A 25,227-nucleotide genomic window follows, 5' to 3' on the forward strand; every position below is an offset into this window, starting at 1 on the left:
TCCTTCGTCGTTCATCAGGCGTCGTGGTCGGTGGCCAGCAGCTCGGCCAGGGTGTCGAGGACGTTCTCGGCGCCGTCACCGTCGGCGGTCAGGGTCACGTAGTCGCCGCGCTCCACGCCGAGCGCGATGACGCCGAGGATGCTGGCCGCGTTGGTGGGCGCACCGGCATCCTTGGCGATGGTGACGGGGATGCCGGAGTCCTTGGCCGCCTGGGCGAAGAGCTTCGCGGGGCGAGCGTGCAGACCGTTGGTGGAGCCGACGCGGACGGTGCGGGTGATCGCGCTCACAGGACTTCCCTTCCTTCCAGGGCGCTCTGCACGAAGGCGAGGGTGCGGGAGCCGTCGCGGTCGCTGAAGATGTCGTCGGGTAGCAGCACCACCGCGGTGCCGCGGGGAGCGGCCTCTCGGCGGATGTCCTCGAGCGCGTACGTCAGGTGCGGACCCACCAGCACGACGTCGGCGCCGTCCAGATCGATCGGCAGCGACTGTTCGGTGCCGGCGAAGGCCGCGTACGGCAGGCCGCGATCGTGTGCCGCATGGCGCACACGCTGGGCAACGAACGTGCTGGACGCGCCCGCGGCGCACACCACAAGGATTCTCATCATCGTGCCTCCTCCCCGGACATCTTTCTCAATACCGAGGCCCGGGACAACCCAGGGTTGCTTCCGCGGGGGCGGAAGGTTCTGCCCGTGTGCGTGGTTGACTGAAGGAACCGACACCGCAAGGGATCCCCGTGACCAGAGCCAGGCAGGACCGTCTGCTCATGCTGCTCACGCGCGACGGCGACTGGATCACTGCGGCGAGGGCGGCCGACGCGCTGGGCGTGACCCCGCGCAGCGTCCGCAGCTACGTCACGGCGGTGAACGCGCGCGTGCCCGGCGGAACGGCGATCGAATCCGGGCCGCAGGGCTACCGCGCGGGGCCCGAGGCCGGCGCGGCTCTGCGCGCCGACTCCGACGGGGGCACCCCACGCGATCGTCTGCACACGCTCGTGCGGGCTCTCCTCGACGAGCACGACGGCATCGACCTCTACGAGACGGCGAATCAGCTGTTCGTCAGTCTTGCCACGATCGAGGCGGACCTCGCCCGGGTGCGGGGACTGCTCGGAGGCACCGAGCTCACGCTCGAGCGCTCGGGGTATCGCGTGAGCCTGCGAGGCACCGAGGCCGCGCAGCGACGACTTCTCAGCAAGCTGGCTCACGACGAGATGGATGCCGGCTCGTTCGACCTCGAGGCACTGCGGCGCACCCTCGGTGCGCGCTCCATCGGAGCCCAGGCCTTCGGCCCGTTCAAGACGGAGCTCGTGGCCGGCCTCGGGGAGCTGGGCTACTTCGTGAACGAGCTGGGCATCGCCGACGTCGTCATGCACATCGCCATCGCCGCGGACCGGGTCTCGCGGGACCGTGGGCTGGAAGAGGCGCCAGAAGACGATCCCGCTCGCGCCGAGATCGGGGCCATCATCGACCGGCTGAGCCAGGAGCACCTCGGGGTGCGGCTGGGCGCGGGGGATCGCAGCCATCTGGCCACGCTGGTGCTCACCCGCGTGGTCGCCCCGGGCGCCGGGCCGGTCGACCGAGCGCGCGACCGCCTCGACCTCGAGGTGGAGCGGGTGGTGCGCGAGGTCGTCGAGTCGGCGGCGTCGGAGTTCCTCGTCGACATCGCGCACGAGGACTTCGTGCTGCGCCTGGCGCTGCACGTGCAGAACCTGCTGCAGCGCGCCCGCGCCCAGGCGTGGTCCCGCAACCCCCTCACCCGGTCGCTGAAGTCCACGTACCCGATGATCTTCGACGTCGCCGTCTTCATGGCCAGCCGTTTGGCCGAGCGCCTCGACATCCCCCTCATGGACGACGAGATCGCCTACATCGCGATGCACGTCGGCGGGCGGCTGGAGCGCAGTCGGCGCGCAGACCAGCTGCTCACCGCCACCATCGTCTGCCCCGGCTACTACGAGCTGCACGAGCTGCTGCGCTCGAGCGTCTCGCGCTCGCTGGGACAGGCCGTGGAGGTCGTCGGAGTCGAGACGCGCGTGGACCCGGACTGGTCCGGCATCCAGACCGACCTGGTGCTCACCACGATCGACCCCCCGGCGCCGGGGGAGCGGATCGTGCGCATCCAGCCGTTCCTCACCGAATCCGATGTCGAGCGCGTGCAGGCGGCGGCCGGGCGGGTGCGCCGCGGACGCCGGCTGGCCAGGCTCCGCGCCGAACTGGAACGCTACTTCTCGCCCGCGGCCTTCGTGCACGGGCTCGACGGCGAGGGCGGCGAAGAAGCCGTGATCCGGCGGCTGGGCGGCCTGCTCGTGGAACAGGGGATCATCGACGAGGGGTACGTGCAGCGCACGATCGAGCGCGAGAACCTCTCGTCCACCGCGTTCACCGACGCCCTCGCCGTGCCGCACGCGATCGGGATGACGGCCACGCGCACCGCGATCGCGATCGGCATCGCCGAGCCGTCGGTCTCGTGGGGCGAGGGGCGCGTGCAGGTCGTCGCCTTCACCGCCTTCTCCGAGAACGACCGCGCGGCGTTCCAGACGGTGTTCGAGCAGTTCGTCGAGGTGTTCAGCGAGCGCGACAGCGTGCAGCGCATCGTGCGACGCGGCACCGACTTCGCCGCGTTCCTCGACGAGCTGGTCGCCGTCATCGACGGCTGAGCCCCGCCCCGATCGCCCGCACGTCCGCCCGCCGGCCGCCCGCCCGCCCGGCGCCTCGCCGTTTGGGGCGCGTATCGGGCGACGAACCCCGGAAACCCCGGGTTTGGGGCGCGTGTCGGGCGACGAACCCCGGAAACCCCGGGTTTGGGGCGCGTATCGGGCGATGAACCGTGGAAACCCCGGGTTTGGGGCGCGTATCGGGCGATGAACCGTGGAAACCCCGGGTTTGGGGCGCGTATCGGGCGACGAAGCCCGGAAACCCCGGGTTTGGGGCGCGTATCGGGCGATGAACCTCGGAAACCCCGGGTTTGGGGCGCGTATCGGGCGACGGTCACCGCGGGGGACGGATGCCGAACGCGGCCAGACGCTCCGCCAAGGTGGCAGCGGTGGACACGTGCGGCCACCCCCATCGGCCGTGGCGATGTTGCGTTGTGCCCCGGATCCAGTCCTCGCGTTGCTTCTCGGCGTCGAAGACGTCGGCGCGAGTGCGACCGTCCAGCATCCGCCCGTCGATGTACTTGATCGAGCCGTCGAACTCGCCGTAGGCGTCGGCGTCGTCGATCCCGAAGTCGAGGTAGTAGCAGCCGCCCGTGGGTGAGGGGACGGCGACCTGCAGGCGGATGCGACGGAACCCCACCTCACGCAGGCGGATGCGACTGATCGTCTCGCCGGGCAGATGTGCCCTGCCGTCGGCGAACTCGAGCACCCGCTCCGCCCGGTTCACCCCGTGTGCGCTGGCGTGGACGATCCGGCGCACGTTCTCTCGGAATTCCTCCGCGCCATCGAGGTCGTAGACGCCGTCGCGCGGCGCGAACAGGGTGTGCAGCGCCGCGTCCGCCGAGGTCGCCGCCTGCTCGAAGGTCGCCGTGCGGGCCATGTCCGCGACCGAACGAGCGAGCCCGGTGCACAGCAGCCCGTCGATCTCGACCACGTCGCCGGTGGTCTCTCCGCGGTGCCGCACCACCCCATGCGCGGCGCCGGGCCGGCCGGCATCCGCGATGACGTGCAGCCGGTCGTCGCGCGCGCGGTACAGCGGCTGACCCTGCAGCGCCAGAGCCGTTGCATACGCGAAGACGGGCCGCGCGACCGAGACCGCCGCGAGCGCGTGAGCGCGGGCGACGATGCGTTGCTCGGGATACACCGCTCGCCAGGCGCTCGCACTCGCGTAGATGCCGCGACGCAGGCGCACGAGACTTCCGCCGGCCGCGGAAGCCGCGATCTGACGGCTGGTCATGCCGCGCTGTCGCAGGTGATCGAGTGTCAGCAGTCGGATTTCCTCGGTCATCCTCGGACGATCGCCGCTGGCGGCATCCATCCGGGACGGTGATTCGACAATCGGGGAGGACACGCCGCTCCGCGGGGCGTGTGGAGAAGGCGCCGCCCTGGGTTCGGGGCGCGTATCGGGCGACGAACCGCGAGAACCCCGGGTTCGGGGCGCGTATCGGGCGACGAACCGCGAGAACCCCGGGTTCGGGGCGCGTATCGGGCGACGAACCGCGAGAACCCCGGGTTCGGGGCGCGTATCGGGCGGCGAACCGCGAAAACCCCGGGTCGGGGCGCGTATCGGGCGACGAACCGTGGAGCGCCGGCGGGGGTCAGCCGCCGCGCAGCCGCTCCTCGAGCCCGAGACGGACGGCGGGCCACTCGTGCGGCAGGATCGAGAACACCACGGTGTCGCGCAGCGAGCCGTCGGGTCCCAGGCGGTGGTTGCGCAGCACGCCGTCCTGTTTCGCGCCGAGCCTGGCGATGGCCTCCCGCGACTGACGGTTGTGCCAGTGGGTGCGCAGCTCCACGGCGATCGCGTCGCACGCGTCGAACGCGTGCCCCAGCAGCAGCAGCTTCGCCGCGGTGTTCACCGCGGTGCGCTGCGCGGACAGCGCGAGCCAGGTGTAGCCGATCTCGACGTGCCGGTTCGGCTGGTCGATGCCGCAGAAGCTGGTCATCCCCACGGCGACCCCATCGCGGAGCACCGCCCACGGGTTCATGGTCCCGGCGTCGCGCATCGCCAAGCGCCGGGCGATCTCTTCCGGCACGCCCGCCGGCGCAGGCACCGAGGTGTACCAGGCGTGCTCCAGCCCGACGGATGCCACCGCGAGGTCGGACGCATGCTGCGGCCCCAGCGGCTCGAGTCGTATGTGGGCGTTCTCCAGGATGGTGGCGTCGCTCAGCAGCACAGCACGAGGCTACCGGGCGCAGCGGACGGACCGGCCCGCCGGCCGCGTCGTCCGTCGCCGATGGTCAGGCTTCCCGCGCGGGCCGCTCGTGCATCGCCGCCTCCGCAGCAGCCGCCGCCGTCGCGGGATCCCCCGCGCGGGAGGCCTCGCGGGCCGCCTGCATGGCACGGCGCCCGACGGGCAGCCCCACCGCGGCGCCGACGACGATGAAGGTCAGGATGCCGGTGGCCACCAGCAGCACCTCGATGTCGACGACATCGGCGAGGGGGCCCAGCACGGACATGCCCAGCGGCATCGCGACGGCCATGACGATGCCGACGAACCCGAAGACGCCGCCCTGCCGCTCGGGATCGACGGTCTCCTGCAGCAGGGTGAACGCCGGTGTGGAGAAGAACGGCACAGCGAGCCCCACGAGGAACAAGAAGGCGAAGAAGGTCCATACGGTGGGCGACAGCCCCATGCCGATCGCCAGCAGGCCGAACACCAGGGCGGACGTCACGATCATCCCGATACGGCTGCGCTTGGCGAAGAACGATGCCACGACGATGCCGCCGAGCATCATCCCGACGCTGAAGGCGATCTCGAGCACCGCGAGGTTGGTGATGTTCTGCTGCTCGCCGGCGTCGAAGGTGCGCACCAGCATGAGCGGGGTGAGGTTCGAGGGCGCCACGCTGAGCAGGAAGATGATCGCGAACAACGCCAGCAGCCATCGCAGGAAGGCGTGGTGCGCGACGTAGCGCACGCCCTCCACGAGGTCGGCGAAATACCCGGTGGGGGCGTCGTCGGATCGGCGAACGGCGCCGACGGGCACGAACGCGAGCAGCAGGATGCCGACGGCGGCGGTGATGACATCGACGAAGAAGATCGGGATGAGCGACGCCGCCGACCCGCCCCACACGGTCGCCGCCCACGCGAAGACGGCGCCCGCCGCCGCCGGCGCGAGCAGCGCCATGGCGGACTGGATGGAGCCGTTGACACCGTTGACGCGCATGAGGTTCCGGGCCGGGGTGATCTGCGGGATCAGCGCCGACACGGCGGGGCTCTGGATGCCGGCGCCGGCGGAGCGGATCGCGAGGGTCAGGAAGATGAGCCATACGCCGTCGTAGCCGGTCATCATCATCAGGGCGAGGGACAGGGTCGTCAGGGCGATGCCGGCATCCGCCGCGATGATGAGGTGCTTGCGGTTGTGGCGGTCGGCCCACACCCCGCCGAAGATCGAGACGATCGCCTGCGGCAGGAACCCGAACACCGCCGCGAGCGCCATGATGTCGCCCCGCTGATAGGTCAGCGTCAGGTACCAGAACACGGCGTACTGCACGAGCATCGACCCGAAGAGGCTCGTGGTCTGCCCCGCGAGGAACAGCACCACGTTGCGCTTCCAGTGCGGCGGATCCGCCGCACTGGAAGCGTCTGCGCCCGGCGTGGGCGCGTCGTGTTCGCGCATGTGCGCCTCTTTCAGCCGCGGGCGAGCAGCTCCGTGGCACCGGTCTCGAGCGCCTGAAGTCGCTCGCGCGCGTCGGCGGCGGAGTCGCCGCGCACGTCGAGATAGACCTTGACCTTGGGCTCCGTGCCGCTCGGCCGCACGATCACGCGCGATCCGTCGGCAAGCCACAGTCGCAGCACGTCGCCCGGCGGAAGCCCGTCGACGCCGTCGAGCAGGTCATCGATCCGCTCGACGGCGACACCGCCGACCGCCTGCGGGGGCGCGGTGCGCAGCGACGCCATGATGCGGCCGATGAACGACACGTCGTCCACGCGCAGCGACACCTGGCCGCTGTCGAAGAACCCGAACTCGGATTGGAACTGCGTGAGCAGACTGTTCGCGTCGCCGCCCGATGCGCGCGCCTCGGCGATGAGCCCCAGCATGGCGATCGCGGCGGAGATGCCGTCCTTGTCGCGCACGGTCTCGGGGTTGACGAGGTATCCGAGGGCCTCTTCGAAGCCGTAGACGATGCCGGGTGCGCGCGAGATCCACTTGAAGCCGGTCAGCGTCGCATGCGACGACAGGCCGTAGCGCGCGGCGACCGTGGCGAGACCCGGGGACGACACCAGCGAGCACGCCAGCGACGCCTCCGCGCCGGCTCCCGCTGCGGCCGCGCGCCGCGCGGCGCGCCAACCGAGCAGCAGGCCGACCTCGTTGCCGGTGAGCTTGCGCCACCCGCCGGGCGCGCCCGGGTCGGGGACGGCGACGGCCAGCCGGTCGGCGTCGGGGTCGTTGGCGAGGATGAACTCCGCGCCGACCTCGCGCGCGGTCTGGAACGCCAGGTCCATGGCGCCCGGTTCCTCGGGGTTGGGGAAGGCGACGGTGGGGAAGGTGCCGTCGGGCTGCGTCTGCGCCGTCACCAGGGCGGGGGCGGGGTAGCCGGCGCGTTCGAGGATGCGCGAGAGCGTCTCCCAGCCCACGCCGTGCATCGCGGTGTAGACCCAGGTCATGCCGTCGGCACCCGCCGGGGCGGGGGCCACGGCGGCGGTCGCGTCGACGTACGCCTCGACGAGCTCTTCGCCGGCGACCTCGTAGTCGCTCGAGCGGGGGAGGGATCCGACGTCGCCGGCATCCGCCACGCGCTGGATGTGCGCGGCGATATCGGCGTCGACCGGGGGCACGATCTGCGCGCCGTCGTCGGGGCCGCCGAGGTAGACCTTGTAGCCGTTGTCGTCGGGCGGGTTGTGGCTGGCGGTGACCATGACGCCCGCGTCGGCACCGAGGTGGCGGACGGCGAAGGCCAGCACCGGGGTGGGCAGCAGCCGGGGGAGGAGGATCGCGCGCAGCCCCGCCCCGGCGAACACCTCGGCGCTGTCTCGGGCGAAAACGTCGGAGTTGCGACGGCCGTCGTAGCCGATCACGACGGTGGGCGGGCCATCGGGGCCCGGGCGCTCCAGCAGGAACGCGGCGAGTCCGGCGGCGGCCTGCATGACCAGAACCCGGTTCATGCGGTTGCTGCCGGCGCCCAGGCGCCCCCGCAGCCCCGCGGTGCCGAACGCCAGGCGGGCGCCGAACCGGTCGGTCAGGTCGGCCGATGCCGCCTCGTCGCCCTCGGCCTCACGTGCGAGCAGCTCTTCCAGCTCGGCGCGGGTGACGGGGTCGGGGTCCTGGGCGAGCCAGCGGCGGGCGGCCCGCGTGATGTCGTTCACAGCGAGCCGATCACTCGGGCCAGGAGCGACGAGATGACAGGCTCGGCCTCCCGGCCGGCCTCGAGCACCTCGCCGTGGCTGAGGGGGCTCTCCTGGATGCCGGCGGCCATGTTGGTGATGAGCGAGAAGCCCAGGATCTCCATGCCGGCCTGCCGGGCGGCGATGGCCTCGAGTGCGGTGGACATGCCGACGATGTCGCCACCGATGATCCCGGCCATGCGCACCTCGGCGGGGGTCTCGTACTGCGGGCCGCGGAACTGGCAGTACACGCCCTCGTCGAGCGAGGGGTCGATCGTGCGTGCCAGGTCCCGCAGGCGCTGGGAGTAGAGGTCGGTGAGGTCGATGAACGTCGCGCCCTCCAGCGGTGAGGCGCCGGTGAGGTTGATGTGGTCGCTGATGAGCACGGGCTGGCCGGGGGTCCAGCTCTCCCGCATGCCGCCGGCGCCGTTGGTGAGCACCATGATGCGGGCGCCGGTCGCGGCGGCGGTGCGCACGCTGTGCACGACCCGGCGGACGCCGTGGCCCTCGTAGAAGTGGGTGCGCGCGCCGATGACCAGCACGTTCGCGCCGGACTCGGTGCGGACGCTTCGGAGCGTGCCGACGTGGCCCTCCAGGGCGGGCCGGCTGAAGCCGGTGACCTCGGTGGCGGGGAAGACGGCGGTCGTCTCGCCGATGAGCTCTGCGGCCTTGCCCCACCCGCTTCCGAGCGTCAGGGCGATGTCGTGTCGCTCGACGCCTGTGATGCGGGCGATGTCGGCGGCGGCGTCGGCGGCCACGCCGAAGGGGTCGGCAGCGGGGTCGTCGAGGGGATGGGGGGTCGTGTCGGACATGTCCCCACTTTAGGAAGTCGGATGCCGCGGGGCCAGCCGAGCGGCGTCGGCGCCCGATCGCGCCTGAGAGAATGAAGTCATGTCGTTGAGTTTCGAGCGCACCCAGACCGTCGCCATCCTCGGTGGGGGCCCCGGCGGCTACGAAGCCGCGATCGCCGCTGCGCAGCTGGGCGCGAAGGTCACCCTCGTCGAGCGCGCGAGCGTCGGCGGCGCCGCGGTGATCACCGACGTCGTGCCCTCCAAGAGCCTCATCGCCACCGCCGACGCCGCCGTGGCGATCTCACAGGCCGGCGACCTGGGCGTGCAGCTGTTCGCCCGCGGCGGCAACGGTCAGCCGCTGCAGCCCGAGATCGCCATCAACCTCGCTGCGGTCAACAAGCGTCTGCTGTCGCTGGCGCGCCAGCAGTCCGACGACATGCGCGCGACGCTCGTCGAGGCGGGGGTGCGGATCGTCTCCGGCCACGGACGCCTCGAGGGCGACAACGCGTTGGTGGTGTCCACCGGCCCCGGTGGTGTCGACTTCGACCGCATCGAGGCGGACACCCTCGTGGTCTCGGTGGGGTCGTCGCCGCGAGAGCTCCCCAGTGCACCGCCGGACGGCGAGCGCATCCTCACCTGGACCCAGCTCTACGACATGAAGTCCCTTCCCGAGCACCTCATCGTGGTGGGCTCGGGCGTCACCGGGGCCGAGTTCGCCGGCGCGTACATGAACCTGGGGGCCAAGGTCACGCTGGTCTCCAGTCGCGACCACGTGCTGCCGGGGGAGGACCCCGACGCGGCGGCCCTTCTCGAGCGCGTCTTCAAGCGCGGCGGGATGCAGGTGCTGTCCAAGGCCCGCGCACAGACGGTCCAGCGCTCGGGCGACGGCGTCGTGGTGACCCTCGCCGACGGACGCACGGTCGAGGGCAGCCACTGCCTCATGGCGGTCGGGTCCGTGCCGAACACCGCCGGCATCGGGCTGGAGGAGGCCGGCATCCAGATGACCGACTCCGGGCACATCCGGGTCAACCGGGTCGCCCGCACGTCGGTCCCCAACATCTACGCCGCCGGCGACTGCACCACCTTCGTGCCGCTGGCCTCGGTCGCCTCGATGCAGGGACGCACCGCGGTGTTCCACGCCCTGGGCGACACCGTCATCCCGCTCGAGCGCCGGCGCATCTCCGCGAACATCTTCACCGCGCCCGAGATCGCGACCGTCGGGTTCCAGCAGGCCGACATCGACTCGGGCCTGGTCGACGGCGTCGTGCACAAGCTGCCGCTGGCGGCCAACCCGCGCGCGAAGATGATGGGCGTGCGCGACGGCTTCGTGAAGCTCTTCGCCCGCCAGGGAAGCGGCACCGTGCTCGGCGGGGTCATCGTGGCCCCGCGCGCCTCGGAGCTCATCTACCCCATCGCGATCGCCGTGGAGCGACGCCTGACGGTCGACCAGGTGTCGCGCGTGTTCGCGGTGTACCCCTCCCTTTCGGGGTCGATCACCGATGCCGCCCGTGCGATGCACATCGTCGACCGGGCCGCTGAGCCCGAAGCGTAGCCCGCGCGCTGCCCTCCCTCGCCCGGGCGCGACGGATGCCGCGGGGCCGCGACCCCGCCGGGCTCAGGTGATCGTGAGAAGCAGGTGCCCGGCCGGCACGGTGGTGCCCGCCATGGCATCCAGGCCGCCGACGGTGCCGTCCTTGTGCGCCTGGATGGGCTGTTCCATCTTCATGGCCTCGAGCACGACGACCAGGTCCCCCTTGACGACCTGCTGCCCCTCGGCCACGGCGACCTTGACGATCGTCGCCTGCATCGGCGAGGTGACGGCGTCGCCCGATGCCCCGGCGACCACCGTCGGGGCGTGCATGCGCCGCGACGGCGGCACGGCCGCCGGGCGGCCGACCTTCGCCGGGGCCGCGGCGATGCGGTCGGGAAGGCTCACCTCCAGGCGCTTGCCCGCGACCTCGACGACGACGGTGTGGCGGCTGTCGCCGGCATCCGGGGTGTCGTCTTCGCCGTCCCACGGCGGGATGTCGTTGTCGAACTCGGTCTCGATCCAGCGCGTGAAGACGCCGAACCGGCCGTCTTCGGCGGTGAACGCGGGGTCGCGCACGACGCGGCGGTGAAACGGCAGCACCGTGGGCATGCCGGCGACCTCGAACTCGTCCAGCGCCCGGCGTGCCCGAGACAGCGCCTCGGCGCGGTCGCGCCCGGTGACGATGATCTTGCCCAGCAGCGAGTCGAACGCGCCCGACACGGCGTCGCCCGCGGTGACGCCGGAATCCAGCCGGATGCCGGGGCCGCCGAAGGTCTTGAACACGTGGATGCGGCCGGGCTGCGGCAGGAACCCGCGGCCGGGGTCCTCGCCGTTGATGCGGAACTCGATCGAGTGGCCGACGGGCTCGGGGTCCCGGTCTTCGAGCAGGCCGCCCTCGGCGAGGCGGAACTGCTCGCGGACGAGATCCATGCCGGTGACCTCTTCGGAGACCGGGTGCTCGACCTGCAGGCGGGTGTTCACCTCGAGGAACGAGATGGTGCCGTCGGCGCCGATGAGGAACTCGCACGTGCCGGCACCGACGTAGCCCACCGCTTTGAGGATCGCCTTCGACGAGGTGTAGAGCACCTCGTTCTGCTCGCGGGTGAGGAAGGGCGCCGGGGCCTCTTCCACGAGCTTCTGGTGGCGCCTCTGCAGTGAGCAGTCGCGGGTCGAGACGACGACCACGGTCCCGGCGGCATCGGCCAGGCACTGGGTCTCGACGTGACGGGGCTTGTCGAGGTACTTCTCCACGAAGCACTCGCCGCGACCGAAGGCGGTGATCGCCTCGCGGGTGGCGGACTCGAAGGCCTCGCCCACCTCGTCCAGCTCGCGGGCGACCTTCAGTCCCCGGCCGCCGCCGCCGTACGCGGCCTTGATGGCGATCGGCAGGCCGTGCTCGCGGGCGAAAGCGATGGCCTCGTCGGCGTTCGCGACCGGCCCGGGCGTGCCCGGTGCGAGCGGAGCGCCGACCCGTTCGGCCACGTGGCGCGCGGTGACCTTGTCACCGAGGGCTTCGATCGCCTCGGGCGATGGGCCGATCCAGACGAGACCCGCGGCGATGACGGCGCGGGCGAAGTCGGCGTTCTCGGCGAGGAAGCCGTAGCCGGGGTGCACCGCGTCGGCGCCGGAGCGGCGGGCCACGGAGAGGATCTTCTCGATCGAGAGGTAGGTGTCGGCACTCGTCGCGCCGTCCAGCGAATAGGCCTCGTCGGCGAGGCGGGTGTGCAGAGCGTCGCGATCCTGGTCGGCGTAGACGGCGACCGACCCCTTTCCGCTGTCGCGAGCGGCGCGGATGATGCGAACGGCGATCTCGCCGCGGTTCGCGATGAGCACCTTGGCGATAGCAGGCATGGATGTCAGCCTACCCAGACAGCGGGGGCGCTCTTTGGATCACTCGCACAAGAAAGTTCCGGAAACCTTCGTCGATGTCTACGAACGGTTCCAGAGGGTCGGCCAGGCGACGTCGAGTTGCCGCGCGAGGCGCCGCACGGTCGGCAGCGACATCCCCACGACCGTCGAGGGGTCGCCGTGCACGGTGTCGATGAAGGGGCCGCCCAGGCTGTCGATGGTGAAGGCTCCGGCCACGTGCAGCGGTTCGCCGGTGGCGACGTAGGCGGCGATCTCGTCGTCGGTGATGTCGGCGGCGAAGGTGACGGAGGCCTCGGCGACCCCGTGGGCTTCCGCTTCCGGCCGCCCGCGGCCGACCCGCACGACACTGTGGCCGGAGTGCAGGATGCCGGTTCGCCCCCGCATCGCGCGCCAGCGCGCCACTGCGGCCTCGGCCGTGTAGGGCTTGCCGAGGATCTCTCCGTCGATCTCGAACATCGAGTCCCCGCCGATGACGATGCCCTCGAACCCGGCTGCGGCCACGCGCTCGGCGACGTCCGCGGCCTTGCGCCGCGCCAGCAGCAGCACGTGCTCGGCGGCGGGCAGGGTGCGCGCCTCGTCGTGCTGAACCGCTGCGATGACGGCATCCTCATCCACGTCCGGTGCCATCGTCTCCGGTTCGATACCGGCCTGCCGCAGCAGCGTGAGACGGGCGGGAGAGGTCGAGGCGAGGCACACGCGCATCGCCCCAGCCTAGGGGCGGGCACATCTGGGTGTGCGAGCATCGAAGGATGGCTACACCCTTGGCATCCACGGACGCCCTCATCGATCTCGACGTCACCGACGTCGCTCACGGCGGCGTGTTCGTCGGCCGTAACGAGGGGCGGGTCGTGTTCGTTCCCGACGCTCTCCCTGGGGAGCGGGTGAGGGTGAGGCTGACCGACGTCGGCAAGGCGTCGTTCTGGCGTGGTGAGGTGCTGGAGGTGCTCGATGCGTCGCCACACCGTCGCCCGCACATCTGGCGGCAGGCGGATGTCGACGTGGCCCCGGAGAACCGACCGGGCGGCGCGGACTTCGGCCACATCGAACTCACCCATCAGCGGGAACTCAAGCAGCACGTCGTCACCGACGCGCTGCAGCGCTTCGCCGGCCTGACGACGCCGGTCACCGTCGCGCCGGTGAGCGCCGACGGCGTGGACCGCGCCACCCCGCCCGAAGACGGCGACGGCACCGGGTGGCGCACCCGGCTGAGCCTGCACGTGGACGCCGATGGCCGCGTCGGACCCTACGCGGCGCGCAGCCACCGCGTGGTGACGGTCGAAGACCACCCGCTCGCCGCCCCCGACCTCGCGCGTGTGGCCCTGGAGCTGAAGGGCGTGGCGCCGGGGCGGATCGACCTCGTGCTGCCCGCAGACGGGCGTGTGCGGGTGCTGCCCCGCCCCGAGCACCACCACCGTGCCGGTGGGCGCCGGCCCCGCGGCGCGACGCCGACGGGGAACAGGGCGACGGGGGCCAATCCGCTGCGCGAAGTGATCGTGGAAGAGGTCGCGGGGCGCCAGTTCCGCGTCGACGCCGGCGGGTTCTGGCAGGTGCACCGCTTCGCCGCCCGCGCGCTGACGCAGGTCGTCTCCGAGCATCTGAATGAGGCGCACCCCGAAGGGCTCGACCCCGAGGCGCTGCACCTGGACCTCTACGGCGGCGTGGGCCTGTTCGCCGCGGCGCTCGGGGACATCGGCGGACCCCGTACGCGCGTCATCAGCGTCGAGTCCGACTCCCGCGCGACCGAGCACGCCGGCGAGAACCTCTCCGAATGGGTCGGCGCCCGCGCCGAGACCGGCCGGGTCGACCGATGGGTCGCGCGGTGGGGCGCCGAGGCTTCGCCGCGTGAGCGGGATCGGCTGGCCCGCGGTGTCGTCGTCCTCGACCCGCCGCGCTCCGGCGCCGGGCGCGAGGTGGTGCAGGCGCTGGCAGCCCTCGCCCCGCAGACCATCGTCTACGTGGCGTGCGATCCCGTCGCGCTGGCGCGCGATGTCGCAACCTTCCGGGATGCCGGGTATGCGGCATCCCGCATCGACGGCCTCGACCTCTTCCCGCACTCGCATCACGTCGAGGCCGTGGCGACGCTCATCCGCGAAGAGCCGCGGCGGTAGCATGGCGACCATGATCCGGGTGGCCCTCATCGACGACCACGAGTCGGTGCGCCTCGGGCTCGAAGCGGCGTGCCTGCGCTCCGGCGCGCAGGACGTCGTCTTCTCGGGGAGCTCCGTCACGGAGTACCTCGGCTGGCGGCAGTACAGCCGCCAGCCGCCGGCGGACGTGGTCGTGCTCGACCTGACGCTGGGCGACGGCACCACCGTCACCGAGAACGTCACGCGCCTGGTGCGCGACGGCTCGAGCGTCATCATCCACAGCGTCGCGGACCGTGCGGCCACCGTACGGGAGGCGCTCGCCGCGGGAGCTGCGGGGGTCATCAGCAAGGCCAGCCGCATCGACGAGGTCGTCGAGGCGATCGGCACCGTGGCCGACGGACAGCACCTGGACAACGTGGAGTGGGCCAGCGCCGTTGAGGGCGACCGGGCCTTCGCCGACGCCCAGCTGTCCGCCCGCGAGCGAGACGTGCTGAGGCTCTACGCTGCGGGTCTTCCGCTGAAGGTCGTCGCGGACCGCCTGGGGGTGGCGTACTCGACGGCCAAGGAGAACATCACGCGAGTGAGGTACAAGTACGTCGAGGTGGGTCGCCCTGCGCCCACCAAGGTGGACCTGGCCCGCCGCGCGATGGAAGACGGACTCCTGACCCGACCCACAGAGTCCCCCGGTGCAGACTGAAGCCGGTCGCCGCGTGCTGGCCGACGCACACGGCACCTTTCCGCACACGGCCGACACGATCGCGGGGATGGCGACGTTCACCCGGGCGCGCGTCGAGCGCTTCACCTCGCTCGCGGTCGGCGCAGGCAGCATCGCCCTGGGCGTTCATTCACTCCTGACCGCACTCGGTTCCACGGCCGAACAGCCCGAGTGGCGCACTGCGCTCATGATCTTGGTGTTCGTCCCCCTGGCGGCGATGATCATCGGCTGCCTCGTGGGGCGCCAGGTGCGCCTGACCGCGGGCGTCTTCGCCGTCGCCTACCCGCTGGCCCTCCTCGCGTGGCCGCTCGCGGTGACGGGCACGCCGACCTCGCCCTCGGAAGGACCGTGGATCTGGCTGCTGCTCAATGTGGCGACGGTCGCGGCCGTGCTGTCCTTCCCGCTGCCGCTGCAGTTGGTCTGGACGGTGATGGTGCCGGTGGAGTACGGCATCGTGCGGTGGGCGCAGTTCGACTTCGCCCCGGATGCCGCTGCCCCCGTTGGCCTCGACGTCATCTACGCCATCATCCTCGGCTCGGTGCTGCTGACGCTTGACCGCGTCTACCGTGCCGTCGCCACCGACGTCGACGAGGCACGGGCCGAGGCGGTTGCCTCGTACGCCGCCGCCGCCGCCGCCGACGCTGCCGAACATGAGCGCATCGCCGTCGCCGCGCTCATGCACGACAGCGTGCTGGCCGCCCTCATCGCCGCAGAGCGGGCGGAGACGCCGCGTGAGCAGGCGCTGGCGGTGGCCATGGCGCGTGAGGCGCTCACCCGCCTGGCGAACACCGAGCAGGATGCCGGCGAGGGACCAGACGCGCCGGTCTCGGTGAATGAGCTGATCGAGCGACTGCAGCGCGCAGCGCAGGAGGTCGGTGTGGATCTGCTGGTGCAGCGCTCCCTGGCCGACGACGCCGTCACCGTGCCCGGCCGCGTCGGACGGGCGCTCGTGCTCGCCGCCACACAGGCCGTCGCGAACGCCGTCGAGCACGCCGCTTCGGCCGGCCTCGAGGTGACGGTCGACGACGGCGCCGAGAGCGGTGGCATCCGCATCACCGTCAGCGACGCCGGTACGGGGTTCGACCTGGGGGCAGTCCCCGACGATCGGCTCGGCATCCGGGCGTCGATCTACGCCCGGGTCGCCGCGGTGGGCGGACGCGCACACGTGTCACCCACCGACGAGGGGACCAGCGTCGTCCTGGAATGGGAGCCGGCGCCATGAGATTGCGACCCCGGATCGTGCTGTCGGCGCTGGGCGTGGCGTTCACCGCCTACCTCGGCATCGGCTGGCCGTGGTGGGAGGGGGGCTTCTCCGACCACTGGGCCGCCACCGCCGGCGCCGTCGCGCTGTACCTGGCGGCGTCGTGGCTGAGCATCTTCTGGGGTGGGCGCAGCGGAGAGGCGCTGCAACGCGGCCTCGTCGATGACACGGGCATGACCACCGGGGTGGGTGGGCCGACGCTCCTCCCCGCGTGGGTGGCCGGTCTTGCGCTCCTGACCGCCGCAACCGTTCCGAGCGTCGTGTGGGCCAGCGTCGATGAGGCCGGGCGCACCCAGCCCTACGCCACCTGGACCATCGGCGCGATCGGCGCGCTCATGGTGATCATCGTGGTGCGGCGGCGTCCCGTCGTGGCCGCCGCCGGCATCGCGCTGCTGACGCTTCAGGGCGCCGTCTGGATCGGGCTGGTGCCTGCCCTCTCGCTCGGACTCGTCGGCTCGGTCGTGTGGACGGCGATGGCGCAGTTGCTGATGTGGTCGACCGACCGGGCCTCGCGCGAGAGCACCCAGCTGACCCGCCTGCAGCGCGCGGCGTCGGAGTGGCTGGCGTCGCAGGCCGGTCGTCAGCGCGAGCGCCGCGTGCAGGTGCAGCGGGCGCTCGCCGTCGCCGGCCCCGTGCTCACCCGCACCATCGCCGCGGGCGGCGACCTCGACGCCCACGAGCGTGAGCTGGCCCGGTTGGCCGAAGGCCGGGTCCGTGACGAGCTGCGCGGTCGCCGGCTTCTCGATGACGACGTGCGGGGCGTGCTCGAAGCAGCACGGCAGCGTGGTGCGAACGTCACGGTGCTCGACGAAGGGGGCCTGGACGGCCTCGGCGAGCGGGCACTGCGAGCGGTGCGCGCGGAACTGGCCGAGGTGCTGCGCGACGCGCAGTCCGAGCGCATCTACATCCGCACGGCTCCGCACGAGACGGTCGCCGTCACCGTCGTCGGCCGCTCGCGCGAGGACGGCGAGGACACCGTGGACCTCTGGCGCGAAATCGCCCTGCCCGTGCCGGCCCCGGACGCCGAGAAGCGGTCCGCGGGGGCGGGAAGGTAGAGCGGCGAGGGGCGGCGAAGCCGCCCGCCCCTCGCCGTGTGCGGAGCGGTTACCCGAAAACCTCTCCGCGGGGCCGGGCCACGCGTTCGATGAAACGAAGCGATCCGGCGGACGCAGAATTGCGTTCAGCAGGATCAGTATCCGTCGCGGCGACCGAACCTGTCTGTAGGTACTTTGGGGGACACGTGCGCACTCATCGCAGGGCGCTGCGCCACCCGGACTGCCGATCCAGCGGTTGGCGCAGTCCGCGTGCGGCGCGTTCCCACCCGGGCCGCACCGGCGGGTCGTCGACGACCGCGTCGGCTGCCTCGCGCTCGTATGCCTCGGTGACCACGGCGATCACCGCGGCGAGATCCTCCTCGGTGGGGCTGCCGCGGCGCACGTCGACGCGGATGCGGGAGTTGCCAGGGTCCGTGGCGCTCACAGCGGGATGTTCCCGTGCTTCTTCGGCGGCAGGCTCGCGCGCTTGCCGCGCAGCGACCGCAGGGCCTTGGCCACCGAGACGCGGGTCTGAGCCGGCTCGATGATGCCGTCGAGCTCGCCGCGCTCGGCGGCGAGGAACGGGGAGGCGACGTTGTAGGTGTACTCCGACGCGAGGCGCGCCCGCACGGCGGCGACGTCCTCGCCGGCCTCCTCGGCCCGCTTGATCTCGCCTCGGTACAGGATGTTCACCGCGCCCTGGCCGCCCATCACCGCGATCTCGGCCGTCGGCCAGGCGAGGTTGACGTCTGCGCCCAGCTGCTTGGAACCCATCACGATGTACGCGCCGCCGTAGGCCTTGCGCAGGATCACGGTCACGAGAGGCACCGTGGCTTCTGCGTAGGCATACAGCAGCTTCGCCCCGCGGCGGATGACGCCCGTCCACTCCTGGTCGGTGCCGGGAAGGTAGCCGGGCACGTCCACGAGCGTCACGATCGGCACCGAGAACGCATCGCAGAACCGCACGAACCGGCTCGCCTTCTCGCCTGCCTCGATGTTGAGCGTCCCGGCCATCTGCGACGGCTGGTTGGCGATGATGCCCACCGTGCGGCCCTCCATCCGACCGAAGCCGATAACGATGTTCGGGGCGAACAGCGGCTGCACCTCGAGGAAGTCACCGCTGTCGACGAGGTGAGCGATGACCTGGTGGATGTCGTACGGCTGGTTGGCGGAATCCGGGATGATCGCGTTCAGGGAACGGTCGGCATCCGTCGTCTCCCACTCGAACCCGTGCTCGTACACGGGCAGCTCGGCCATGTTGTTGTCGGGGAGGAAGCCGATGAGGGTGCGCGCGTAGTCGAGGGCGTCGTCCTCGTCCTCGGCCAGGTAGTGGGCAACGCCCGAGCGGGTGTTGTGGGTGTGTGCGCCGCCCAGCTCCTCCATGCCGACGTCCTCGCCGGTGACGGTCTTGATGACGTCGGGGCCGGTGACGAACATCTGGCTGGTCTTGTCGACCATGATCACGAAGTCCGTGAGCGCGGGGGAGTACACCGCGCCGCCGGCGGCGGGACCCATGATGATCGAGATCTGCGGGATCACGCCGGAGGCGGCGGTGTTGAGGCGGAAGATCTCGCCGTACTTGCCGAGGGCCACCACGCCCTCCTGGATGCGGGCGCCGCCGGAGTCGAGCATGCCGATGATGGGCATGCCGCCGCGCAGGGCGAACTGCATCACCTTGATGATCTTGTCGCCGGCGACTTCGCCGAGGGAGCCGCCGAACGTCGAGAAGTCCTGGGCGTACACGGCGACGGTGCGGCCGTGGATGGTGCCCGTGCCGGTGACGACCGAGTCGCCGTAGGGGCGGGAGCGGTCCATCCCGAACGCCGTGGTGCGGTGGCGGACGTACTCGTCGAACTCGACGAAGGAGCCGGGGTCCACCAGCAGCTCGATGCGCTCACGGGCGGTGAGCTTGCCCTTCGCGTGCTGCTTGTCGCGCGCGGCGGCCTCGGCATCGAGGACCGCTTCCTGGTATCGGTCGCGCAGGTCGGCGATCTTGCCGGCGGTCGTGGAGAGGTCGGGCTGGTCCGTCACCGTTCCACCCTAGCGACAGCGCCCTCCCGGACGTTGGAGGGTGGAGACAAGGGGTCGCGGCATCCGCTGTGGGAATCCGTCGAGGCGTAGGGTGTCGCCATGACGCTCCCCACCGCAGGCTTCCCGCTCGCAGCGGCCGTCTCGCCCCGGCTGCAGGTCGTCGAATCGACCGACTCCACAAATGCCCACCTCATCCGCGACGTCGAGCACGATCCCGCCGGTCACCCGCACCTGTCGGTGCTGCTCACCGACGACCAGCGGGCCGGTCGCGGTCGCCTGGACCGCTCCTGGACGACGCCGGCCGGCACCGCGCTGGCGGTGTCGGTGCTCGTGCGCGTCCCCGATCTTCCGCCGCACGCGCGGGGCTGGATCCCCCTGGTCGCCGGCGCCGCGATGACGCGAGCGCTCACCGATCAGCTGCGCGGGCACGCCCACGAAGTGGCGCTGAAGTGGCCGAACGACGTGCTGCTGGACGGCGGCAAGGTGTGCGGCATCCTCGCCGAGGTGGTTCCCGGCGATCCTTCGGCGGTCGTCGTGGGGGCAGGGGTGAACACCAGCATGCGCCGGGTCGACCTGCCGGTGCCCACCGCGACGTCGTTCGCCGCCGTGGGCGTGGACATCGACCTCGACGCACTGCTCGCCCGCTATCTGCGTTTCATCGAGGAGCAGCTGGCCGCCCTGACAGCCGCGGGCGGCGACGCCGCGGCATCCGGAGTGCGCGCCGAGGTCGAGGCGGTCTGCGACACGATCGGCCGCGACGTGTCGGTGAGCATGCCCGACGGCGGCGTGCTCCTCGGCCGGGCCGTGCGGCTGGATGCCGACGGGCGCCTGGTCGTCGAGGTCTCGGGCGTCGAGACGATGGTCTCGGCCGGGGACGTCGTGCACGTGCGCTGAGCGGCGTTCCGCGTGCCGGACGTCTGCTGTCGTCCCCGCCCGTCACAATGGTGGGGTGACCCAGCCCATGAGCTTCGCGGGGCGTCCGCTGACGCCGGCGCCCGGCGCGCCGACGCCCGAACTGAGGGTGGCGCGCGTGCGCGGCCATGCGCGGCGCATGTTCTGGCCGGCGCTGGTGCTCATCGCGGTGGCCGGGGCCGTCGGCTACTTCTACGGGCACGTGCCGGCGCCGTTCGAGGACTGGATGCTGCCGACCGCGGCGGCCGCGATCGTGCTGATCGTCGTCGTGCTGCCGTACCTGTCCTGGCTCTCGCGCACCTACACGATCACGACCCGACGGGTGATCGCGCGTTCGGGGCTGTTCACCACCCACCGCACCGAAGTCGCCCACGCCCGCGGGTACACCATCCGCGAGCGACGGGGACCGCTGCAGCGACTGTGGGGCTCGGGCACGCTGATCCTCTCCAACGGGGTGGACGCGCCGGTGGTGCTCAAGAACATCCCCGCGGTGTCACTCGTGCATGAGGTGCTCGCCGACCAGGTCGAGGTGAGCCAGATCCTGGCGCACCGCGATTCCCACGCCATTCAGACGATCGCCGACGCCGCCGGACCGCCGCGGCCCCTTCCCGGTCGCTGAGCGCGTGCTGCCCCGCGCATGCGGGAGGATGAAGGGGACGAAAGGAACGGCATGGCGCTGCGAGTCGGAGTCGTGGGTGGGGGGCAGCTGGCCCGCATGATGATCGCACCGGCGGTGGAACTGGGGGTCGAGCTGCGGGTTCTGGCGGAGGAGCCGGGCATGTCGGCCTCGCTCGCAGCGTCGGCGGTCGGCGATTACCGCGACGCCGACACGGTGCTCGCCTTCGCGCGGGACGTGGACGTCGTCACCTTCGACCACGAGCACGTGCCGCAGGACGTGCTGCACGCCCTCGTCGATGCGGGAGTGCCGGTGCACCCCGGGCCCGACGCGCTGAGATTCGCGCAGGACAAGCTGCTCATGCGCGCCCGCCTGGACGAACTCGGCATGCCGCAGCCCGAGTGGGCCGCCGTCGCCGAGGCATCCCAGCTTCAGGACTTCCTCGATGCGCACGGCGGACGCGCGGTCGTGAAGACCCCGCGCGGCGGCTACGACGGCAAGGGAGTGCGGGTCGTCGCTGCGGCGGCCGAGGCCGAGGACTGGTTCACCGCTCTCGCCGAAGACGCCCGAGGCGGCGAGCTGCTGGTGGAGGAGCTCGTCGATTTCACCCGCGAACTCGCCCAGCAGGTGGCGCGCCGGCCCTCCGGTGACCTGCGCTCGTATCCCGTGGTCGAGACCGTGCAGCGCGACGGGGTGTGCGCCGAGGTCATCGCTCCCGCCCCGCATGCCTCCGCACGGCTCATCGACGTGGCCCGCGGCATCGGCGAATCCATCGCCACCGGGCTCGGGGCCACCGGCATGCTGGCCGTCGAGCTCTTCGAGACCGTCGATGGGCGGGTGCTCGTCAACGAGCTGGCCATGCGCCCGCACAACAGCGGCCACTGGAGCCAGGACGGCGCGGTCACGGGTCAGTTCGAGCAGCACCTGCGTGCGGTGCTCGACCTTCCGCTGGGGGATCCGTCGCCGCGCGCGGCGTGGTCGGTGATGGTCAACATCCTCGGGGGCCCCGCCTCGGGCGGGCTCGACGACCGCTTCGACCGGGCGATGGCCGAGCACCCCGGCGCCAAGATCCACACCTACGGCAAGGCGCCGCGCCCCGGCCGCAAGGTCGGGCACGTCACCGTCGCCGGCCCCGATCTCGACGACGCCGTGTACGAGGCGCGTGCCGCCGCTGCCCACTTCGACGGCTGATCGAGGCTGCGAGAGGCTGCCCGAGGCTGTCGGGGCGACGCCGGGCGCGCGCCGTTGCGGGGAACTTGCAGGAGCGCGGCCTAGCCTTGACAGGTGACCCGGCCGCTGCATTCCTCTGAAGAACCCCTCGTCGGCGTCGTGATGGGCTCGGACTCCGACTGGCGGGTCATGAGCGACGCGTCGCAGGCGCTGTCGGACTTCGCGGTGCCGCACGAGGTCGAGGTCGTCTCGGCCCACCGCACGCCCGACAAGCTGCTGCGCTACGGCCGCGAGGCGCGGGCGCGGGGCCTGAAGGTCATCATCGCCGGCGCCGGGGGAGCGGCGCACCTTCCCGGCATGCTGGCTTCGGTGACGGAGCTGCCGGTGATCGGGGTTCCGGTGCAGCTGGCCACCCTCGACGGTCTCGACTCGCTGCTGAGCATCGTTCAGATGCCCGCCGGCATTCCGGTGGCGACGGTCTCGATCAACGGCGCGAAGAACGCCGGCCTCCTCGCGGTGCGCATGCTGGGCATGTCCGACGATCGGCTCGCCGAGCGCGTGGCCGGCTACGCCCGCGACCTCGAGGGCCAGGTGGAGGAGAAGAACCGCCGGCTGAAGGGCGCCCTGTGAGCGTGACCACGCCGCCGCGCGTGAGCGCTGCGGGATCGACCGGCGCGCGGACGCGACTGCTGCAGGAGCGCCCGCTGCGGCATCCGGATGCCACGTCGCCCGAGGTCATGACCCGTCGTGCCTGGTGGCTCGTCGTCCTGAACTTCTTGGTGCCCGGCTCTGCGCAGGTGCTCGCCGGCAGCCGCCGGCTCGGCCGCGTCGGCCTCGCCGCGACGCTGACGATGTGGGTGCTCGTCGTCGTCGTCGGGCTCCTCGCGCTCCTCTGGCGCCCCGCGCTGTTCACGCTCGGCAGCAACTGGTTCGCGCTCACCGCCGCACAGGTGCTGCTCATCGGCTATGTCGTGCTGTGGTGCGTGCTCACGGTCGATACGCTGCGTCTCGTGCGACTGGTTCGCGTTCGGCAGCGCGCCCGCGCCGGCATCGCCGCGCTCGCGGTGGCACTGCTTGTGATCGCGGGTGGGGGCACCGCGTATGCGGCGTACTCGGTGGGCACCCTGCGCGGTGCGTTCGGCAGCATCTTCGGGCAGAGCGGCCCCAGCGTGCCGCCGTCCGACGGCTACTACAACATCCTGCTGCTGGGCGCCGACAGCGGCGACGGCCGCGACTCGATGCGCTTCGACAGCATCTCTGTGGTGTCGGTGAACGCCGACTCCGGTGCCGTGACGATCACCGGCATCCCGCGCGACATCCAGAACGCGCCGTTCTCGGAGGGTCCCATGCAAGACCTCTACCCTGACGGCTTCGAGGGCCATGCCGACCCCTCGTGCGGCTGGGGGGGCGGCATCAACCAGCTGATGAACGCGGTCCAGGTGTGCCGCGACGGCTCGGGCCTGTACCCCGACGCGGCGGACCGGGGCTCCACGCCCGCCGTAGAGGCGACGAAGGATGCCGCGGAGGGAATCCTCGGCATCGAGATCCCGTACTACGTCTTCATCGACATGCACGGCTTCGCCGCCATGATCGACGCGCTGGGCGGGGTCGACATCACGGTCGCCGAGCGGCTGCCCAAGGGCGGGGGGCCGGCGTACGACGGCCAGCCCGCTGACGAGTGGGCGATCGGCTGGATCGAAGCGGGGGATCAGCACATGGACGGCGACACCGCCCAGTGGTACGCCCGCTCCCGCTACACCACCAGCGACTGGGACCGCATGCAGCGACAGCGGCAGCTGCAGCAGGCGATGCTCGAGCAGCTCGATCCGTTCAACGCGCTGACGCGGTTCAACGACATCGCCGCCGCCGGGCAGGACCTGATCGAGACCGACCTGCCCCAGTCGATGCTGGCGTACTTCGCCGACCTGGCGCTGAAGGCCAAGGAACAGCCTCTGACGACGCTCGAACTGACCCCGCAGGGAATCGGCATCGACCCGGACGACCCGGACTACGACCGTGTGCACGAAGCGGTGCAGGCGGCACTGCATCCGCCGACGCGGACCCCCGCCTCGGAGGGCTGAGCGGTGACGACGACACTGCGGGTCGTGCTGGAGGCGTCGGCGTCCATCGGCGACAGGCAGGCCCAGGCAGGGCGCGAACTGGCCGGGGCGCTGGTGCGCACGGCGCCGTCGGGCTGCGATGTGGCCGCGCTCGTTCCGTCGGTGCCCGACGACGTGCTCGCAGACCTGCAGGCGCAGGTCCCCGGTCTCGCGCGGGTGGACACCGCACCGCTCGCGCGCCGCGAGCTGGCGGCATCGTGGCAGCTGGGCATCGCTGCCGGGGTCGGCGGGGGGATGATCCACGCCACCGGCCTGGCTGCGCCCCTGGTTCGACACGACCGCGTCTACCACCACGACCAGACCGTCGTCACGATGTGGGACCTCGCCGCCTGGGAGGCGCCCGATGAACTGGCGAGACCGTTCGTGTCGTGGCAGAAGGCCATGCTCAAGCGGGTCGGCAAGCACGCCGATGCCGTCGTGGTGCCCACCCACGCGCACGCGGAGCGTCTCGCCGAGATCGCGAAGCTCGGTGAGCGCATCCGCGTGATCGCCGGCGCGGCTCCCGAAGGGTTCGCGGTGCCGACCGACGAGGTGGGGCGACGGCGCGCGCTGGAGCTTCCGGGGGAGTACGTGCTGGTGGACGGTACCTGGCGTACGGGGCTGGATGCCGCATTCGCCGCCGTGGCCCGCGGCGGGGCGGGGCTGCCCATCGTCGTGACCGGCGTCGCGGGCTCCCGTGGCGCCGAGGTCGCGGGGCTCGCCGTCGAGGCAGGGCTCCCCGCCGAGCGGGTGCATGTGCCGAGCGGCCTCGACGCCGCCGACCGTGCCGCCGTGCTGAGCGGGGCCTCGGTGCTGCTCGCCCCGGCGGCCGTCACCGCCTTCCCCTGGCTCGTCGTCGACGCGCTGACGCTCGGCACGCCCGTGATCGCCGCGGACTGCGCGGTGCATCGGGAGATCGTGCTCGACGGCGGTGCGCTCGTCGACGCCGGCCCCGACGCACTGTCCGAGGAGCTGGGACGACTGCTGGGGTCGGAGTCGGCGCGCCAGCGCCTGTCGGTGCTGTCGGGTGACCGCGGACGGGCGTTCTCGTGGCCCGGGGCGGCAGAGCGGGTGTGGCAGCTGCACGCGGATCTGTAACCCCATAACAGATCGTTATGGGCGCCCCATTGGTGTTCAC

23 protein-coding genes are annotated in these 25,227 nt (G+C 71.8%); 12 read left to right on the plus strand and 11 right to left on the minus strand.

What is annotated here, in order from left to right:
* Positions 1-14: 14 nt before the first annotated feature.
* Complete coding sequence (locus QNO21_RS02785; protein WP_257515172.1) at positions 15-287, minus strand: HPr family phosphocarrier protein; 273 nt, start codon at positions 285-287, stop codon at positions 15-17.
* Positions 284-601: a PTS sugar transporter subunit IIB gene (locus tag QNO21_RS02790; protein ID WP_257494662.1), complete on the minus strand. Its 318-nt coding sequence runs from the start codon at positions 599-601 to the stop codon at positions 284-286. The genes QNO21_RS02785 and QNO21_RS02790 overlap by 4 nt, the downstream gene beginning before the upstream one ends.
* 161 nt (positions 602-762) lie before the next feature.
* Between QNO21_RS02790 and QNO21_RS02795 the strand changes: the two genes are divergently transcribed.
* A complete protein-coding gene (locus QNO21_RS02795; RefSeq protein WP_257519593.1) occupies positions 763-2,649 on the plus strand; it encodes a BglG family transcription antiterminator in 1,887 nt (628 codons plus the stop codon).
* 331 nt (positions 2,650-2,980) lie between these two features.
* Here the strand turns inward: QNO21_RS02795 and QNO21_RS02800 are convergent, their stop codons facing one another.
* The 5 genes from QNO21_RS02800 to QNO21_RS02820 form a co-directional block, all read right to left on the minus strand.
* Entirely contained in the window at positions 2,981-3,934 is a 954-nt protein-coding gene (locus QNO21_RS02800) for a hypothetical protein (RefSeq protein WP_257519573.1), read from the minus strand.
* Between the two features lie 310 nt (positions 3,935-4,244).
* A complete protein-coding gene (locus tag QNO21_RS02805) occupies positions 4,245-4,823 on the minus strand; it encodes a GNAT family N-acetyltransferase (protein WP_257515174.1) in 579 nt (192 codons plus the stop codon).
* Positions 4,824-4,887: 64 nt separating this feature from the next.
* Complete coding sequence (locus QNO21_RS02810; RefSeq protein WP_257519572.1) at positions 4,888-6,267, minus strand: MFS transporter; 1,380 nt, start codon at positions 6,265-6,267, stop codon at positions 4,888-4,890.
* An 11-nt stretch (positions 6,268-6,278) separates the two neighbouring features.
* A complete protein-coding gene (locus QNO21_RS02815) occupies positions 6,279-7,955 on the minus strand; it encodes a phospho-sugar mutase (RefSeq protein WP_257519571.1) in 1,677 nt (558 codons plus the stop codon).
* Entirely contained in the window at positions 7,952-8,785 is an 834-nt protein-coding gene (locus tag QNO21_RS02820) for a purine-nucleoside phosphorylase (RefSeq protein WP_257519569.1), read from the minus strand. The genes QNO21_RS02815 and QNO21_RS02820 overlap by 4 nt, the downstream gene beginning before the upstream one ends.
* 79 nt (positions 8,786-8,864) lie before the next feature.
* Between QNO21_RS02820 and QNO21_RS02825 the strand changes: the two genes are divergently transcribed.
* Complete coding sequence (locus QNO21_RS02825) at positions 8,865-10,316, plus strand: NAD(P)H-quinone dehydrogenase (RefSeq protein WP_257516498.1); 1,452 nt, start codon at positions 8,865-8,867, stop codon at positions 10,314-10,316.
* Positions 10,317-10,379: 63 nt separating this feature from the next.
* Here the strand turns inward: QNO21_RS02825 and QNO21_RS02830 are convergent, their stop codons facing one another.
* Together QNO21_RS02830 and QNO21_RS02835 are read right to left on the minus strand one after the other, a co-directional pair.
* Positions 10,380-12,146: an acetyl/propionyl/methylcrotonyl-CoA carboxylase subunit alpha gene (locus QNO21_RS02830; protein ID WP_257519568.1), complete on the minus strand. Its 1,767-nt coding sequence runs from the start codon at positions 12,144-12,146 to the stop codon at positions 10,380-10,382.
* Positions 12,147-12,224: 78 nt separating this feature from the next.
* The gene (locus QNO21_RS02835; RefSeq protein ID WP_257519567.1) at positions 12,225-12,866 is read right to left on the minus strand and encodes a Maf family protein; all 642 of its coding nucleotides are present in this window, start codon (positions 12,864-12,866) and stop codon (positions 12,225-12,227) included.
* Positions 12,867-12,913: 47 nt separating this feature from the next.
* On the opposite strand from QNO21_RS02835, the gene QNO21_RS02840 reads away from it, so the two are divergent.
* Genes QNO21_RS02840 through QNO21_RS02855 form a run of 4 tightly spaced genes read left to right on the plus strand, consistent with a single transcriptional unit; the run spans position 12,914 to position 17,282 of the window.
* Positions 12,914-14,272: a class I SAM-dependent RNA methyltransferase gene (locus tag QNO21_RS02840; protein WP_257519566.1), complete on the plus strand. Its 1,359-nt coding sequence runs from the start codon at positions 12,914-12,916 to the stop codon at positions 14,270-14,272.
* Positions 14,273-14,282: 10 nt separating this feature from the next.
* Positions 14,283-14,948: a response regulator transcription factor gene (locus QNO21_RS02845; RefSeq protein WP_257519565.1), complete on the plus strand. Its 666-nt coding sequence runs from the start codon at positions 14,283-14,285 to the stop codon at positions 14,946-14,948.
* On the plus strand, positions 14,938-16,188 hold the full coding sequence (locus tag QNO21_RS02850) for a sensor histidine kinase (protein ID WP_257519564.1): 1,251 nt from the start codon (positions 14,938-14,940) through the stop codon (positions 16,186-16,188). The genes QNO21_RS02845 and QNO21_RS02850 overlap by 11 nt, the downstream gene beginning before the upstream one ends.
* The gene (locus QNO21_RS02855) at positions 16,185-17,282 is read left to right on the plus strand and encodes a hypothetical protein (RefSeq protein WP_257519563.1); all 1,098 of its coding nucleotides are present in this window, start codon (positions 16,185-16,187) and stop codon (positions 17,280-17,282) included. Before QNO21_RS02850 ends, QNO21_RS02855 begins: the two co-directional genes overlap by 4 nt.
* Before the next feature lie 193 nt (positions 17,283-17,475).
* Here QNO21_RS02855 and QNO21_RS02860 read toward each other — a convergent pair whose 3' ends face one another.
* A complete protein-coding gene (locus QNO21_RS02860; RefSeq protein ID WP_257519562.1) occupies positions 17,476-17,706 on the minus strand; it encodes an acyl-CoA carboxylase subunit epsilon in 231 nt (76 codons plus the stop codon).
* Positions 17,703-19,292 carry an acyl-CoA carboxylase subunit beta gene (locus QNO21_RS02865; protein WP_257519561.1) on the minus strand — a complete coding sequence of 530 codons (1,590 nt, stop codon included), beginning with the start codon at positions 19,290-19,292 and terminating at the stop codon, positions 17,703-17,705. Before QNO21_RS02865 ends, QNO21_RS02860 begins: the two co-directional genes overlap by 4 nt.
* Positions 19,293-19,391: 99 nt before the next feature.
* Between QNO21_RS02865 and QNO21_RS02870 the strand changes: the two genes are divergently transcribed.
* The 6 genes from QNO21_RS02870 (at position 19,392) to QNO21_RS02895 (ending at position 25,187) form a co-directional block, all read left to right on the plus strand.
* Positions 19,392-20,186 carry a biotin--[acetyl-CoA-carboxylase] ligase gene (locus QNO21_RS02870; protein ID WP_257513248.1) on the plus strand — a complete coding sequence of 265 codons (795 nt, stop codon included), beginning with the start codon at positions 19,392-19,394 and terminating at the stop codon, positions 20,184-20,186.
* A gap of 55 nt (positions 20,187-20,241) precedes the next feature.
* Positions 20,242-20,823, plus strand: coding sequence for a PH domain-containing protein (locus QNO21_RS02875; RefSeq protein ID WP_257519560.1), 582 nt, complete (start codon positions 20,242-20,244; stop codon positions 20,821-20,823).
* Positions 20,824-20,874: 51 nt separating this feature from the next.
* Positions 20,875-22,011: a 5-(carboxyamino)imidazole ribonucleotide synthase gene (locus QNO21_RS02880; RefSeq protein WP_257519559.1), complete on the plus strand. Its 1,137-nt coding sequence runs from the start codon at positions 20,875-20,877 to the stop codon at positions 22,009-22,011.
* 141 nt (positions 22,012-22,152) lie between these two features.
* Positions 22,153-22,620: a 5-(carboxyamino)imidazole ribonucleotide mutase gene (gene purE, locus QNO21_RS02885; RefSeq protein ID WP_257513282.1), complete on the plus strand. Its 468-nt coding sequence runs from the start codon at positions 22,153-22,155 to the stop codon at positions 22,618-22,620.
* Complete coding sequence (locus tag QNO21_RS02890) at positions 22,617-24,071, plus strand: LCP family protein (protein ID WP_257519558.1); 1,455 nt, start codon at positions 22,617-22,619, stop codon at positions 24,069-24,071. The genes purE and QNO21_RS02890 overlap by 4 nt, the downstream gene beginning before the upstream one ends.
* A 3-nt stretch (positions 24,072-24,074) precedes the next feature.
* Positions 24,075-25,187 (plus strand): glycosyltransferase, encoded by a 1,113-nt coding sequence (locus QNO21_RS02895; protein ID WP_257519557.1) that lies wholly within the window; start codon positions 24,075-24,077, stop codon positions 25,185-25,187.
* The last annotated feature ends 40 nt before the right edge of the window (positions 25,188-25,227 follow it).

The sequence above is a fragment of the Microbacterium sp. zg-Y818 genome, from assembly GCF_030246905.1.
Taxonomy (GTDB): domain Bacteria; phylum Actinomycetota; class Actinomycetes; order Actinomycetales; family Microbacteriaceae; genus Microbacterium.